This window comes from Paraflavitalea pollutisoli (assembly GCF_029360705.1).
Taxonomy (GTDB): Bacteria; Bacteroidota; Bacteroidia; order Chitinophagales; family Chitinophagaceae; genus Paraflavitalea; species Paraflavitalea pollutisoli.
On record NZ_JARKMX010000008.1, the window covers coordinates 947,995 to 964,600 of the forward strand.

Sequence of the window (16,606 nt, forward strand, 5' to 3'; positions counted from 1 at the left end):
CTTTTAGAATACCAGGGATAAGGTGGCACCAAATGACCGTACCGGTGGCGTATTGGTGGTTTCGTTAATCCCCAGGGCATTGCCGGTGGTATTGGCAAATTCCGGATCGGCGTACTGGTTGTCCTTGGGCAGCAGCATAAACAGGTTGCGGCCAATGAGGCTGAAACTGGCGCTCTTGATGAATTTCATCTTGCCGATCAGCGAGGCAGGCACCGTATACGTCAGGTTCGCCTCCCGCAGTTTCCAGAAATCACCGCGCGATACGAAATTTTCGCCGGCATTTTTGAACTGTGTATCCCAGTAACCGTAGTGACCATCCGATACCGGCATGGTAGTATTGGGCACATATTTGCCAGAGCCGTCTTCATACACCGAGTTGGGCAGTACAAAGTTTTCCCGGCCATAGGAGGCGGTGATAGCGCTGATACCGGTAAAGGCCATGGTGGAGCCCAGTCCATGAAATACATAGTAGCCGCCGCGGTACTCCATCGTAGCAGACAGCGCAAACGCCTTCCACGTGAGGCGGGTACTCAATCCGAGCACGTGTTTGGGAATGGTGCGCCCGATGGCCACCTGATCCGCAGCTATGCTGGGGTTACCGCTCGTAGCACTGACAATCACCCTACCGAGGCTGTCACGGCGATAGCCTGTTGTGCGCAGCAAGGGATAGGCACTACCCTTTTGTGCGTACACAAAGGCTGTAGCCACCCGTGACTCGATATAATTATTATTGAGCGAGAGTGCATTCATATCTCCATACAGTTCCTTGACGACGTTGTCATTCAGGCTATAGTTGACATTGAGGTCCCAGGTAACCGTTTTGGTTTTTACCGGTTGCAGCTTCAGCTCCACTTCAAACCCTTTGTTATCGAGCCGTCCGGCATTGAGCCGGGCATTGCGGTAACCGGTACCGGCACTCATACCCACTTCCATCACCTGTCCTTCAGATATCTGGTAGTAATAGGTAAAATCGAGGCCGATGCGGTTCTTCAGCAACGATAGCTCAAAGCCTCCTTCAAACGATTTGACAAACTCAGGTCGCAGGCCACCATCCGGCAGGGTATTATCCACCGTACCACCGGGCAGGGAGGAATAGGGAAAACCGCTTCCCATCATATAAATAAGGTCCAGCGAATAAGGCCTGATATTGGCGTTGGCATTCTTGTTATAGCCTGCCCGCAGCTTGAGGTAGTCGATCGGCCCCAGCTTGAGAACGGGTAGCGCATCACTGACCACAAACGACACATCGCCTCCGTAGTACCAGTACTGGTAGAAGCTGGATTTCCGACCTTCCCGGTAGAACAAAGAAGTAGCATCCCGGCGGGCCGCACCATGCAGGAACAAGTAATCGTTGATGCCAACCGTCAGGTCTCCATAGAAGCCATATTTTCTGTCACGGGCATAGGTCTGTTCGCCCTGCAATTCGCCGGTGCGGTTGGCAATGTTGTACAGGTCGGGGATCATCACCGAGCCTGAGGCTACCTCCAGGTAATTGCTGGTACTTTGCTGAATATTATTACCCAGGATCAGGTTGGTGCTGATATTGTTGAAGTCTTTGGAGAACGACAGGATCAGGTCGGAGTTGAGGCGATTGGACGAGCTGAAACGATCTTCCACGCCGCCGGTGATATTACCCCGTGCACGGCTGATGCCATTGTAGTCATTGGTCCAGGGATCGGGCACATAGGCTCTGTTACGCGCCCAGTCGGAATAGATGAACTGACCGGTCGTAAACTTCTGTTCTGCGTTGGAACTGACGAGGCCCAGGCGGTACGTTGCATTGATCCAGTCTGTGGGTGCATACTGCAGGTCGAAGCTACCGTTGAAGCTACGGGTATTCCCTTTGTGGCGGTTGTTGTCCAGGTCGAACCAGGGATTCTGGAAATAGTCATTGTAGTAACCATTGGGGTTGGCGAATTTGTTGTTGCGCCAGTCACGCAATTCCGTGAGCGGCACGTGTGCTGCCGAATTGACCACCAGCTCATAGAAATCGGACCAGGTACGGTCAAACCGGTCGATGGCATAGGTAGCCTGGAAACCGGCCTTGAGCTTGCCAAAGGTGCGACTGCTGTTGAAACGGAAAGCATTGCGATTGCGTGTATCACCGGGCACTACACCCGATATCCGGGCGTCCTGAAAAGAAATATAAAAAGAGCTCTTTTCATCGCCGCCTGATATGGAAACATCGTTCTGAAAAACGGAACCCAGGTCCCACACTTTGCGCTTTTCATCAGGCCTGGCACTATAGGGCACCATCAGTGTATCGCCATCTTCGGTGACCCTACCCAAGGGACGCATCGAACCATCGTATTCATCACCGTACGATTGGTTCTCATAGGCCCGATAGTTGAGCGAGGGAAGCGAACTATAACCCGACCCGTTACCAAAGCGGTTCTGAAATTTGGGCATAAAACTCACTTGCTCGAAGTTGGCAGAAGAGGAGACCGTAACGGTACTCTTGCTGCCCCTCCCCTTTTTCGTGGTGATCACGACGGCGCCATTGACACCGTCTGATCCATATAAGGTGGCAGCTTGTCCGCCTTTGAGGGTATTCACGCTTTCTACATCGTTCGGATTGAGGTAGTCGAGGGTATTACCCGGCACAGGCACTCCATCGAGCACGATGAGCGCCTGGTTGTTACCTGTAATCGACCGGTTACCGCGCAGCACAACGCGTGTATCGGCCTGTACACTACTGTTGACGTTGGTGACCACCAGTCCCGCGATCTTACCTGTGAGGGCATTGGCGAGGTTGGGATTATTGGCGGCCGTGATCTGCTCGCCTTTTACGATCGTGGTAGAGAAACCCAGTTCACGGGGTTTACGGCGTATTCCCAGTGCCGTTACTACCACTTCATCGAGGGTGCCGTTTTTTTGCAGCGCAATCGGATAGCTGTTGGCAGCGCCTACCACAACGGATTGGGAACTGGCGCCGGCGGCTGAGATGACCAAGACCGCACCGGGGTTGACTTCGATCGTAAAGGCGCCTTTTTCGTTGGTAGTGGCTCCACGGGAGGTGCCCTGGATCAGCACGGAGGCAAAGGCAATGGGATTGCCTTTCTCATCTGTGACGGTGCCCGTAACCGTTCGGGTTTGGGCCACCGCCATCCACCCATACAGTAATAGTAGGGAGAGCAGCGATAGAATTCTTGACATGGACTTTTGCTTTGGTTTGATGAATAAAGACCAAAGACACTTTCCATCAGCATTCTGCGCTGCATCTTCGCTGAATCACCTGAATAGCCAGATGGCCTACACCATACGAACTGCTGAGCTTTAACAAACCACCACAGCAGGTCTTTTTGAACCTAGGTAGTACTACGCAGCAGGCATGTAAAAAGGCGTCAACGAACGATCTTGTTACTGCCGCTTATCAGCTTTGAGGTAATGCCATTCCAGATGAAGGTGCCCGTTACCCCGGGTGGTAAGGTAACGGTAGCCTGCACGCCGGATGCTCCTTTTCGCACCAGCTCAACGGCTATTTCACCACCCGGATGCGGCATGCGGCCACTGACCTGCTGCAGCTCGCCGGGTTGCGGCTTCACCTCCACCGTACGAAATCCGGGAGAAGACGGCGTGATACCACATAACGTGGCCAGGAAATCGTAATTGGGACTGGCGCTCCAGGCATGGCAATCGCTGCGCGTAGGATCGGGGTTTTCGGCAAAAGTGGTAAGGCCCCTGCGCAGCATATCGCGCCAGGGTTTCAACTGGGCATAATACAATTGGCCCATGCCTGCCTGCTTGAGTGCCAATGTCAGGTAAAAGCGATAATAGAAAGTCGCCTGGCTAAGGGTAGTATCAGACAATACCCGCTTCATCACAATCTGTTGCTGGCTAGTGGGTATGGCACCCGTCAATACGCCCATGATGCCGGCATGTTGCGAAAAGGTATTGCGTTGCGGCGTATTGGCCATCATTTGTTTGCCGGCATCATAACAGGCCTGATAGGTGCCGGCAGCCAGGGCCGTGGCGATCTTTTTATAGCGGGCAGCCTGATAAGGTTTCTTAAAATATCTAAACAACGCTTCCGCCTGCCGTAAGGTGTATACATACTGCAAGGTGATTACCGACGAATTGCCATCAGTAGCACCATCGGGCACGCCCATGGGAAAGGCATGGTTCCAGTCAGTAAAGTTCCACCATTTCATTGGTCCCAGCATCTGCCGTGCCGTGTCGATGTGCTTTTCATACCAGTTCAGCACACCTTCCACACCGGTCAGGAATTGTGCCGTAAAAGCATCGTCGCGGCGGTGCATGCAATAATCGTAGACCATCGATACCCAATATAAAGAGAATGGGGGAATCACCTGCAGCCGGTTGCTGGGGTAACGTCCCTGGGTAAGGCCTTCCGGCACCCTCGATTGGTAGAAGTCCAGCAGGGCTTTGCGCATCAACCGGTCATCGCCCGCCACATACAGGGAGATCAGAGCTTGAATGCGCGTATCACCTTCGTATTGCAATTGTTCGTAGTAGGGGCAGTCGTAGTAGGTCTCACCGGCACAGAGGCGGGCGGTACGCCAGCCCACGTTCCAGATATCCTGCAGTGACGAATCACTGCTGGTAAACGACGCGCGTTGTTCAAAAGGATAACCTGTATACATCCCATAGAGGTCGTCGATCACCAGGGCTTCGTCGCGGGTTGTGATGTCTAGCTGCAAATATCGATAGGTGCGCAGCCATAGCGGGCGATACAACCGGTGTTCTCCGCCATCCGTTTCAAACACATCGTAATTGCCCCGTATCTCTTTGCCGTCTATCTCGTCGCGATTGCCTTTTCCCTGCGGACCAAACAAGGCCTCTGCGTAGGTGAGTTTTACCTGTGCCGCCCTACCCTTGCTCAGGATCAGTTCGGGATAGGCCACGGTATTGAACGATTGGTCGAGCAAGAGGCTAACCCGTCTATTGGCCGGTATGGTCAGGGGCGCTTTGCCGGTCAGCCAGCCTTGCGGCACCGTAATACCGCTGGCCCGGCGCACCTGCCCGATACGTTGGGGCTTTTCTTCCATGGGCGGGATGTTGCGGGGCGCCAGTGTCCACAGGTTATCCGTGCCATAGCCAACGGGCACTGGCGCATCGATGCGGCGGGCAGGCTGCCACTGGGCGTCGTTAAAGCCCGCCTGTTCCCATTGCCAGGGATAACGGGCAGCCGTCACACTGTCGCCCGGGCCGATCACCATATAGGTATGCAGGCGCGGACCATTGTCGATCGAGCAAGGCTGATACGCTTTGTTTTGCGTCACCTTCCAGGTTTTGTCCGTATTCACCACCTGCTCTGCGTCGGTATCCCCTTGCAGAGCAAAGGCAGTTTGGTTAGAGATCTGGGCCACGGCCGCCTGCTCGCCCATATTCCAGACCTGTGCCGCCAGCAGGTTGTCGCCGGGTTTCAGATAGGGTGCGATATCTACCGTTTCAAAATACCAATTATATAGGTCGCCGCGGGCGGGACCACTGCAAACGGCCTGCCCATTGACAAAAAGACGGTACCGGTTGTCGGCCGTTACATGAATCACGAAACGGGCGGGCCTGGTTGGCAGGGAAAACCTTTTCCTGAAATGATAGATGCCGTAGGCACGCTGCGGTACATCGGGACAGGTGATCCAGCTGGCGGTCCAGTGCTGTCGCAGCCACCGAGGGTTGATAGCAGGTTCTTGTGCGAGGAGCTGCAGAGCGGTGAAAATCAGTAAAAGAAAAGCGAAGGCTCTCATGTTCTATGGCGTTATCGGTGCAACAATCAGTTACTAAATGTATTGAAAATAAAATTGACCACCCAATCACCCACCTTTTGGGCCATGCGCTTTAATTGTCGTGTGTACAATTAAAGTCAATATTTGACAAGAGCTGGTTAAATGGTATAAACAAGATGTTACGGTATAATGATACTTTCGTTATATCCGTTTTCAACAACAGTCGAGAAAAAAACCGGCAGGCCCGGTGGGGAATCGTATTGCCATATGCTTCCTACCCAGCATCAACTAGTGTACCCTAACCGTATCCAAAAAAACACAAGCAGACATCCTGTACTATAGAAGCGACGATTGTACATAAACACTAAACAAACAAATCAAATTGCTTATGATTAAGCTCCTTGCGGGCGCGGGCATAGCATCCTGGCTATGTTTTACACCTGCCTCAGTCAACGCATTTGCTCCAGATCTGCCCTTTTACAAAAAGTCGCCGATTGCCACCAAGGTATCGGGTGTTGTAAAAGATGCTAAAGGCGATCCACTGCCTGGCATTTCCGTGCTGGTCAAGGACACGCAACGCGGCACCACCACCGACGGCAGCGGCTCCTTTTCGATCGATGTGAACGAAGGAGAAACACTGGTATTCTCTGCGACAGGGTATGCCGCCCAGGAAGTAAAAGTAGGCACCCAGACTACCCTGGCCATCACCATGCAGAATCAAAATGCCAGCCTCGATGAGGTGGTCGTAGTAGGTTATGGTAAACAGAAAAGAGGGGAAGTAACCAGCGCCGTAGCCACCGTTAAACAAGAGAATTTCACGAAAGGTTTTGCCCGGGATGCGGGCCAATTGATACAAGGCAAAGTAGCCGGTGTAGCCGTAACGAGCGCCAGTGGTGACCCCAATGCCACCACCCAGATCTCCCTACGTGGTACCAGCACCCTGATGGCATCCCAGCAGCCGCTGATCCTGATCGACGGTATCCCCGGTGCGATCAACACCGTAGCGCCCGAAGACATCGAGGCCATCGACGTATTGAAGGACGGTTCTGCTGCCGCCATCTATGGTACCCGTGGTACCAACGGCGTTATCCTCATCACCACCAAGAAAAGAGGCAGCCGCGCTTCTTCCGTCACATATGAAGGACAAGTGAACGTACAGACCATTGCCCGGAAAATGAAGTTCCTCGACGCTGCAGGCTATCGCCGCGGTATCCAGGAAGGTGTTTTCCCCGCTAATTTCGATAAAGGCACTTCCACCGATTGGCTGGATGTGGTCAGCCGCGACCCCGTCAGCCAAACACATAACCTATCGATCCAGGGAGGTTCTGCTACGACCAACTATGTGGCCTCTTTGAACGTGCGTCAATGGCAGGGCTTCTTCAAGCGCTCCGAAAATGAGCAATTGATCGGCCGTGCGGACCTCAACCATATCATGTTCGACGGTAAGCTGAAGATGAACTTCAACGTCATCGGTCGTAACCGTAACTATTTTGCAGCGCCCAACTATAGCTATATCTATCGCCAGGCGATCATCCGCAACCCGACAGACAGCGTATACAACTACGCCGGCTTCTACCGCGAAGACCCCAATGGCTATAACTACGACAACCCGCTTCGTCCGATTGAAGAAGTAGATGGCGAAACAACGGTTAACGAAATGCGTTACAACGCCAACGTGGTATTCACGCCCATCAAGAACCTGAATGTTAAATTGTTGCTGTCTACCGTGAAGCTCACCAGCCTCACTGGTTATGCAGAGAACAACAAACACCGTGCTTCTGAAACGTCGCGCAGGACCGGTTATGCCTCCCGCGGTACAGATTACTCGCGCGACAACTTGCTGGAACTTACAGGAGATTACACCCGCTCCTTCAACCTGCACCGTATTACCCTGCTGGGTGGTTACAGCTGGCAGAGTGTGACAGCAGAAGGTTTTGGCGCCGCCAACTCCAACTTCCCCACCGACCTGTATTCTTACAACAGGTTGCAATCGGGTGATGCCCTGTTGCTGCAGAACAACACCGTGAACATGAGCAGCTACAAGAACAACCACAAGCTCATCGGCTTCTTTACCCGTGCCAACTATGTATATGACGACAAGTACATGTTGATGGTAAGTATACGTCATGAAGGTTCTTCCAAATTCGGTGAGAACTACAAGTGGGGTAACTTCCCCGCGGCTTCTATCGGCTGGCGCATCAACCGTGAAAACTTCATGCAAAATGCGTCCTTCATCAATGACCTGAAACTGCGTGGCGGTATCGGCATTACGGGTACAGTGCCCTCCGACCCTTACATGTCGCTGATCAGCATGAACTACAACAGCACCAACCGCTTCCTGTACAATGGTCAGTGGATACAGCCCATCGAGCCCGTACGTAACCCCAACCCGGATCTTCGCTGGGAAAAGAAAACCGAGTACAACATCGGTCTGGACTTCGCTATCTGGAAGAACCGCATCAGCGGTAGCATCGACCTCTATCAACGTCGTACCCGCGATATGTTGTACAACTTCCCCGTACCGGTACCACCCAACCTGAACGGTTCTACCATGGCCAATGCCGGTGAAATGAAGAACCAGGGTATCGAGGTCCTGATCAATACGCAGGTATATCAAACCAGGGATTTCGAGATCAACAGTAATATCACCTGGTCTTACAATAAGAACACCCTCGTTTCGATCTCTTCCGACGAGCGTTTCAAACTGGCCAATCCATTCTTCGACGCAGGTCATACCGGCGAACCCATCCAGTTGATCACGCACCGTGTGCAGGTTGGTCAGCCGATCGGCAACTTCTACGGCTATAAATCTGTCGACATCGACAATGCCGGCAAATGGATCATCGAAGGCGTAGATGGCAAACCCAAGCCCATCGCCGATGCGAAGAACGAAGACAAGAAGATCCTCGGCAACGGTGTACCCAAGCATACCGCAGGCTGGAACCTTGGCTTCCGCTACAAACGTCTCGACCTGGCTGTCAACATGCGTGGTTCCTTTGGCTACCAGATCCTGAACTTCCAGCGTATGTATTATGAGAACCCTACCGTGAAGGAATACAATATGCTGGAAAGCGCCCTTGATAAGGTATATGGCAAAACGCGCCTTACCTCTCCCCTGTCCTATGTTTCCTATTATATCGAGGATGGTGATCACTGGAAAATCGATAACGTAACCCTGGGTTACAATTTCAGCACGTCCAAAGTGAAGTTCATCAAGGCCATGCGTGTGTATGCGTCTGCACTGAACCTGGCCGTGATCACTGGTTACAAAGGCCTCGACCCTGAGACAGGCCGTCTGGGTATGGATCCCGGCAACGACAACCGCGACAAGTATCCTACTATGCGTACGTTCACCCTGGGACTTAACCTGACTTTCTAACTAAAGCTTTATTACATTGTATATGAAAAAGCAACAACTATTTTCCGCGATATACCTGGCGATGGGCGTTACGCTCATGCTGGGCTCCTGTACCAAACTGGACGAAGAAGTGTATGACCAGGTACTAGAAACTTCCTTCAATCCGACAGAAAACGATATTCCTTCCATCATTGGGGCAGCTTATACGCCACTCCGTACGGTAATGGTAGGCTGGCAGGGTGATTTCGATCTGCAGGAAGAACCGGCAGACGTGATCGTTACCCCCGTACGCCCCAATGGCTGGTACGATGGTGGTACCTACCAACGTATGCACCGTCACGAATGGACACCCACCGAATGGCAGCCCGTCAATGCCTGGAACGAGAACTTCCGGGGGGTGAACACGGTAAACCGGATCCTGTCGCAAATCAACGAAGGGTCGATCCCTGTAACTACCGGAAAGGAAGCCCTGATCGCTGAATTGAAAGCGGCACGCGCCTTCTACTATTCACAACTCGTGGCTAATCATGGTAATGTGCCCCTGGTAGTCGACTTCAAGGACACTGCCCGGCCCAAACAGGCTACACAGGTGGAAGTATTCAACTTCATCGAAAAGGAATTGCTGGAAAATATCCCGATGCTGAGTGAAAAGAATGACAACTCCACGTATGGCCGCATGAATAAATGGGCTGCCCGCGCCACCCTGGCCCGCCTGTACCTCAATGCCCAGGTATATACCGGTACAGCGCAATGGCAAAAATGTATCGATCAGTGCGATGAGATACTCACCAAAGGACCGTATGTGCTGGAAGCGGCCTTCAAGACCAACTTCATCACGACCAACAACACCTCGAAGGAGCTGATCTTCGCGGTGCCATTCGACGAGATCTTTGCTACGCAGAACAGCATACACATGAAAACACTGGCAACGGCTCACCGCAATGTACTGGACCTTACCGGCCAGCCATGGGGTGGCAACTGCGCCGTACCACAATTCATCGATACCTATGACCCCGATGATACCCGCATGAAGGATACCTGGCTACAGGGCGAACAACGCAATGTGCGCACCGGCGAGCTGATCCTCACCTATACCAAAGCAGTGCCCAGCATCGAGAATACCGGTTTCTTCGAAGGTTTCCGGATCGGCAAATACGAGATCAAGGCAGGCGCCCGCAGCGGCCTCAGTGTAGATTACCCCGTATTCCGCCTGGCAGGTATCATGATGATGAAAGCGGAAGCCTTGCTGCGCAGTGGTAAACCAGATGAAGCAGCTGTATTGGTTACCAACGTACGCAAGCGTGCATTTTTAGGTAGCCCCGCAAAGGCTACCGTAACAGGTGCTCAGCTTCAGCTTGGCAGCTCTTACCGTTATGGCTGGCAAAACACCGATGGCACCATTGCCGAGTTTCAAGGCGGCGCCGATATTCCTTATGGCCGTATGCTCGATGAGCTGGGCTGGGAATTCGCAGCCGAAGGTCAGCGCCGTCAACAGCTCATCCGCTTTGGCGTGTACGATCGCAAGATCTGGTTCAACCACCGCCCGAAGAACGATGGCAAGAAGCGGTACCTCTTCCCGATCCCCCAGGTGGAACTCGACAAGAACCCCAACCTGCAGCAGAACGCAGATTACAGATAGTGTTTATGGTATATTGTCATATAGCAGTTAGTTTTGGTAACCCCTTGTTTTTACAAGGGGTTTCATCATATTTACAACGTCTATGAACCGCACCCAGCTATTCATTGCCTTTGCCATCACCGTGTCGATACTCGGGCTTGCCCGGTGTATGGAAGCGCCCCGCAAGCAGTTGCCCCGGACTACCGCAGATGTTCGTGGCGTTGCCTATGCCGGCGCGGATGCCTGTAAAGCCTGTCACCAGTCTATACACCAAAACTGGCTGACGACTGCCCACCACGCCACCTCCGCCCGCCCCTCATTGACATCCATCAAAGGCAGTTTTGAACCAGGTCACAATACTTTTCGTTATCGCCCTGAACTAAAAGTGGTGATGGAGCAACGCAAGGACTGGTGTTACCAGGTGGCCTATATGAACGATGTAGAAAAACAGGCATTTCCGTTTGGGATGGTCGTTGGGTCGGGACGTAAAGCGCAGACCTATTTGTACTGGTGGGATGACAATGTATTTCAGTTGCCCATTTCCTATTCGGTGCAGGCAGGCAATTGGGTCAACAGTCCCAGCTACCCGGCCGACAAGGTTCGCTTCGACAGATTAGTAAACATTGGTTGCTTTGAATGCCACGGCTCTTATATCGAGCGCAAAGGCTCGCAGCAGGAAGGCAACCGACAGGTTGATTATTTCGACAAGTCGAAGATCATTTACGGCATGGATTGCGAACGCTGTCATGGGCCCGGTGCGGAACATGTCAGCTTTCATACCAATAACCCGGCGGAGAAAAAGCCGCAACATATAGCCCTGTACAAGCAATTATCCCAGCAACAACAACTGGACCTGTGTGCGCAATGCCATTCGGGTGGTCATACTTCCTATAACTCTATCTTTCAGTTCAGGCCCGGCGACTCACTGTCGCAGTATTTCTCTTCGGCGATTGCTACGGGCAGCAGTGCCAGCAAACTGGATGTACACGGCAACCAATACCAACTGATGACGGCCAGCGCCTGCTTTACCAAAAGCGCGGTTCTTACCTGCACCTCCTGTCATGATCCGCATGCAAAGGAACGAGACAATACGGCGGTGCTGTCTGCCCGCTGCAGCAGTTGCCACACCAGTGTGCAACATAGTTTCGCAGCCCAGTTACCGGCCGCGGCCATTACCAGCAATTGCATCGACTGCCATATGCCGGCCTTGCCATCGGTGATCAGTTTAAAAGAAGAAGACAAGCAGGTAGCAAATGTCAACCAGGTGCGCACGCATTTGATTGCGATCTATGCGGAAAAAAGTGCGGAGTATATTAAGAGGCAACGGGGCAAGTAGGCATTGAATACAAGGCAGCGAGGCAGATCCTTGCTCTTACGTATTCGGTGGATGCTGTGCCGCGATCTTGGCTTTCATGATCTTCGCAATGGAGTGAGCCCGTTCGATGGCTTCATCGGCCTTGGGGCCGGCAAAATGATGCCGCACCGTCTCCTGCCACAGGTAGAGCCAGCGATCGAAATGCAGCGGATCGAGGGGATATAATTGATCCAGTGCCACATGCTTCACCATGGGATTGCCCTTGTACGACAACTGCGCAAACAACACCGTATCCCAGAAAGAGATCATCACCGGTATATGGTCCTCCCAGGTAAAATGCACGACCCGTGTAAAGAAATGCCCGATCAGCTGATCGGGTATTACTTTTTTATAAAACTCGTTCACCAGTAAACTGATGTCTTCTCTATTTTGAATGTCGTGCATATCAGCAAAGGTAACCTATTTGGCCGGGCTGGGCGATGGCAAAACCACGCTGATGGTTGGCGTATTCCAACCTTCGATCTCGACAATGGGGGTGATTGAATGGTCTTTCCAATCAAACGCTACAAACGTCCACCCACCCGGCAGTACCGACACATAATTGTCGCTGTAAAAAGCAGGCAGGATGCGCTCCCGGGTCACGGGGTGCAGCAGAGTGATGCGGTTGAAGAACGATACCGGTTGTCCGGCTGCATTGCGCAGCGTGAGGGTAGCCGAACCGGGCTTCACATGACCTACCGTCACAGAAAGCGCTGCCGGCGCCAGGGTTTGCAGACCACTGTATTGTCCGCTGCTATCGGGCAACCAGTAAACCTGATCGTCGAAGAAGTGCCCTGCTTCATCGGTGGCTTTCAATGCCAGGAAAATACCGGCTTTCACCCGCAGGATGTCCAGCTGTCGTTTAACAGATGACAAGGTATATGACCTGCCACCGGTCACATAGGCCGTCTCCTCTAATAGCGGATACTTTTTACCAGCCATGTCATAGGCAACAGCACGCACGGTTACGCGCCCATAGGGAGTATTTTGTTCATTGTTGATCATTACCTGGCCGGTTACCGGGTTGTACATGATATGCCGGTCCCGTGTTCCTGTGCGCAAGCCATAATAACACGCATTCGGGTCGAGGTAATAGTCATACATCTGTCCCCGCAAGGCGGTCCAGGGATTCTGCGTTTTCCAGATGATGTAGCCGGTATACCATTGCCAGCGGTGCGCTGCAAACCCTTCTGCCAGCGCGCGGTACTGATCGTAGTTGACGAGTTGCGCTTTGCGGGCAAAGTCGCGTACATCTTTTACAGGACCGTAGGCGGTGATGTATTGTTTGTAGCCGATGTATTTGTGGTACTCCCAGACAGAATCAGCCTTCTCACGCTCACGTTGCTCTCCCAATGCAGGTGTGTACACCGGCCATTGCTGCAAGTTGGCAGAAGGAATAAATCGTTGCAGGGATGCATAATCACCCAGTCCAACAGACCCCACTTCCGAATTGAAGGGCCAGGTGCGGTGTTGCCAGAAAGTATCGATGGGCTGAATATTGTAAGGACCATCGCCGTTACCGCCCAGGGTATTCAACGACATGCTGTCGGAGTTGGAATAGTCGAAGAAGATGCGCGTACCATCGAGTTCGGGCAACAGCGTATCGCGCACGGCCCGCAGGATATCGTCGGGCGGTGTGATCTCGTTGCCCCCGCACCAGATGGCGAGGGAGGCGTGGTTACGGATCAGTTTGATGCCGTCTTCCACAGAGCGTAAAAACAATCCATGGTCATCGGGATACTGGCGACGGGTGGCCTGGTCTTCTGCTTTCTTCGGATCCAGCCAGCGGCCATTGCAGTCGCCCGACATCCACAGGTCCTGGAATACCAGCAACCCATATTTATCGCAGGCTTTGTAAAACTCCGGCCTTTCGAGCAAGGCACCGCCCCAGATGCGGATCAGGTTGAGCCCCATGTCGCGGTGATGGTGTACCTCATCGTCGTAACGTGCTTCGCTCAGCCGCAGCATCGCATCGGAAATGATCCAGTTGCCGCCCTTGATGAAGATGGGTAATCCGTTTACCCGGATCTCGCTGCTTTGGGTAGCCTTATTCCAGGTGCGGGATATTTCCCGCACCCCAAAGCTGACCGCTTCCCGGTCGCTGATCTGACCGTCTGCTATAAACTGTAACTCCATCGTATACAGGTCTTGCATACCATAGCCCACGGGCCACCATAGCCGTGGCCGCTCGATCGTGAGATCCGCCAGTTTCACCAGCGTGGTACAGGCCGGTTGCAGGGTGATGGCTTGCTGCAGTTTTACGCCTTCCAACGTATACTGCACCACGCCCTTGACCGTACGCGCACTGGTATTCTCCAACTCCACGGTCATCTGTACGGTAGCAGGCGGTTGTGCTTCATCCCGAGCATGCCGCTCACCCGGCACGCGGGTCACGATGTGCGGGTTGCGCAGGTTGACCACGCCCGTCCGTTCTATGAATACCTTATCCCAGATACCGGTATTGCGGTCACGCACCGGTTGTATCCAATCCCATCCGGCGACATATTGGGTCGATACGTTTTTGGCAATGCGTCCATCCCCACCCTGTCCGCCATTGGGATTGCCGACGGGGTCGGGCGGGTAGACCACTACGGCCAGCCGGTTGTTGCCATCTGCAGCGAGGTAACGGGTAATATTGTACGATTGCCGCAGGAACATGCCCTTGTGCGTTGCTTCATTAAGGAGATGTCCATTCAGAAATACTTCGCAGCTGTAATTTACACCACGCAGGTCAAGCCATACTTGCTGGCCATTCACCGGCCTTGCTTCTCTGAAGTTATTGACAAACCAGGCCGTGTAATAGTCGCGCCCGGTATGATAGATATCGGGAATGCGTTCGTTGTTCATGCCATAAAAAGGATCGGGCACTTTTTGGTGGTGAAGCATGTTCGTGAGTACGGTACCCGGTACAGTGGCGGCACGCCAGCCCTTGAGTGAAAAGCCCGGCCTGGATAGCTCATCGCCTTTCACGCTCACCGTATTGATCATAGCATATTGCCAGCCGCTGTGGAGTTCATAACGATCCTGACCTATCGCGTGCACAGCAGTTGCACCAAAAAGTAAGCAAAGCAGCAGATGCTTCATAAGCAGTGAAGTAAACCGTCGTACGGACCGGGCCACACGACGGCTGTATAAGATAACGATTATTGAGCGGGTGTAAACGAAAACGACAATGCCGGTGTCGGCGCCGTCTGTTTCAAACTGCCGGCGGGCAGTGTTATGGTCACCTTCCCATCGGTCACGGCATATTTGACCTCCTTGCCGGTTTGCAGCCATTTGACCTTGCTGCCTTTCTTCGGCAGGTTTCCTTTCCACTCCACCACAGCAGGTAGGGCATCACCCTCCTTGATGGTAGCCAGCGCATACCAGGTACCGCCGGTTTTCTGCTGGGTGAAATACACATTACCATCCTGATAATCGGTCACTGTGCGCGTGCCGTAGATCGCTTCTCCATTCACCTTCATCCAGGCACCGATGGCGGCCAGTCTTTCTGTTGCTTCAGTCGGTAAAGTACCATCTGCCTTAGGCCCTACGCCAAGCAGCAGACTGCCCCCTTTCGCTACGATCTCGATGAGCGAATGGATCACCTTCGTGGTCGATTTGTATTGTTCGTTCGGCACCCAACCCCAGGCTCCGCCGAGGGTCATGCAGCTTTCCCAGGGATGTGGCAATTGTTTATCAGGGATGCGCTGTTCGGGTGTCTGGTAATTCTCGTAAGGACCATGTACCGTACGATCCACCATCAGGATACCGGGCTGCTTGCTGCGTGCCATGGTGGCGATCTTCGGCATGTCGATGTCCTGGCTCCAGTCGGGTATCGGCGCGCCCCAGGATAGCACCTCTTCGGTCACCGATTCGCGGGGGCGTACCCAGCCACCATCCAGCCAGAGAATATCGATCTGACCGTAATTACTCATGAGTTCACCGATCTGGTTATAGGTAAACTCCTTGTACTTGTTCCAGCGCCAGGGGTTCTTGCGAATATCGTAGTTGTTGTTGCGGTTGGCCGTGGCATACTTCGGCCACCAGTAATATTCCGTATGCCAGTCGGGCTTGGAAAAATAAGCGCCGATCATGAATCCTTCTTTACGGAAGGCATCGAATACATACTTCGCCACATCGGCTTTGGGGTTGCTGGCAAACGGGCCTTTGGCAATGCTGAAATCCGTTTGCTTCGTATCGAACATATTGAAGCCGTCGTGGTGCTTGGTGGTAAACACGAGGTAGCGCATGCCCGCTGCTTTACCCGCTGCCGCCCATTGTTCGGGGGCAAACTGTGTAGGATTAAATTGCTTGCTGAGCCCCCAATACCAGTTTTTGAAATTGTCGTACCCGATGGTGCTGTCGCGGTCGATCCAGTCTTCCGAACAGAGCGCCCAGGACTCGATCATACCCGGCACCGCATACAATCCCCAGTGGATGATCATGCCGAATTTCTGGTCCTGCCACTGGTCGAGCTTGGCACGCACGGCAGGCTCCTGGGGCCACTCATAGGCCACCGACACCGGGTGGATGGTATTTTGGGCAAAGCCGCCGCAACTACCAGCCAGCAGCGCAGCGGTCAATAGGTTTCTTAATCGCATGGTCAT

General features: G+C 53.1%; 8 protein-coding genes. 3 read left to right on the forward strand and 5 right to left on the reverse strand.

The window, feature by feature from the left end:
• Positions 1-3 precede the first annotated feature (3 nt).
• Positions 4-3,156: a SusC/RagA family TonB-linked outer membrane protein gene (locus tag P2W70_RS17805; RefSeq protein ID WP_276482855.1), complete on the reverse strand. Its 3,153-nt coding sequence runs from the start codon at positions 3,154-3,156 to the stop codon at positions 4-6.
• Between the two features lie 188 nt (positions 3,157-3,344).
• Positions 3,345-5,708 (reverse strand): alpha-L-rhamnosidase-related protein, encoded by a 2,364-nt coding sequence (locus P2W70_RS17810; RefSeq protein WP_276482856.1) that lies wholly within the window; start codon positions 5,706-5,708, stop codon positions 3,345-3,347.
• 367 nt (positions 5,709-6,075) lie between these two features.
• Here P2W70_RS17810 and P2W70_RS17815 point away from each other — a divergent pair, with 367 nt between their 5' ends.
• The 3 genes from P2W70_RS17815 (at position 6,076) to P2W70_RS17825 (ending at position 11,999) form a co-directional block, all read left to right on the forward strand.
• Positions 6,076-9,066 carry a SusC/RagA family TonB-linked outer membrane protein gene (locus P2W70_RS17815; RefSeq protein WP_276482857.1) on the forward strand — a complete coding sequence of 997 codons (2,991 nt, stop codon included), beginning with the start codon at positions 6,076-6,078 and terminating at the stop codon, positions 9,064-9,066.
• A gap of 22 nt (positions 9,067-9,088) precedes the next feature.
• Entirely contained in the window at positions 9,089-10,684 is a 1,596-nt protein-coding gene (locus P2W70_RS17820; protein WP_276482858.1) for a RagB/SusD family nutrient uptake outer membrane protein, read from the forward strand.
• Positions 10,685-10,766: 82 nt separating this feature from the next.
• Positions 10,767-11,999, forward strand: coding sequence for a hypothetical protein (locus P2W70_RS17825; protein ID WP_276482859.1), 1,233 nt, complete (start codon positions 10,767-10,769; stop codon positions 11,997-11,999).
• A 36-nt stretch (positions 12,000-12,035) separates the two neighbouring features.
• On the opposite strand, the gene P2W70_RS17830 is transcribed toward P2W70_RS17825, so the two are convergent.
• From P2W70_RS17830 to P2W70_RS17840, 3 genes are read right to left on the reverse strand one after another with little or no spacing between them, the layout of a single operon-like run.
• Positions 12,036-12,422, reverse strand: a complete 387-nt coding sequence (locus P2W70_RS17830; protein ID WP_276482860.1) for a group III truncated hemoglobin — start codon at positions 12,420-12,422, stop codon at positions 12,036-12,038.
• Between the two features lie 15 nt (positions 12,423-12,437).
• Complete coding sequence (locus P2W70_RS17835) at positions 12,438-15,101, reverse strand: glycoside hydrolase family 2 protein (RefSeq protein ID WP_276482861.1); 2,664 nt, start codon at positions 15,099-15,101, stop codon at positions 12,438-12,440.
• 59 nt (positions 15,102-15,160) lie between these two features.
• A complete protein-coding gene (locus P2W70_RS17840; protein WP_276482862.1) occupies positions 15,161-16,600 on the reverse strand; it encodes an alpha-L-fucosidase in 1,440 nt (479 codons plus the stop codon).
• Between the last annotated feature and the right edge of the window lie 6 nt (positions 16,601-16,606).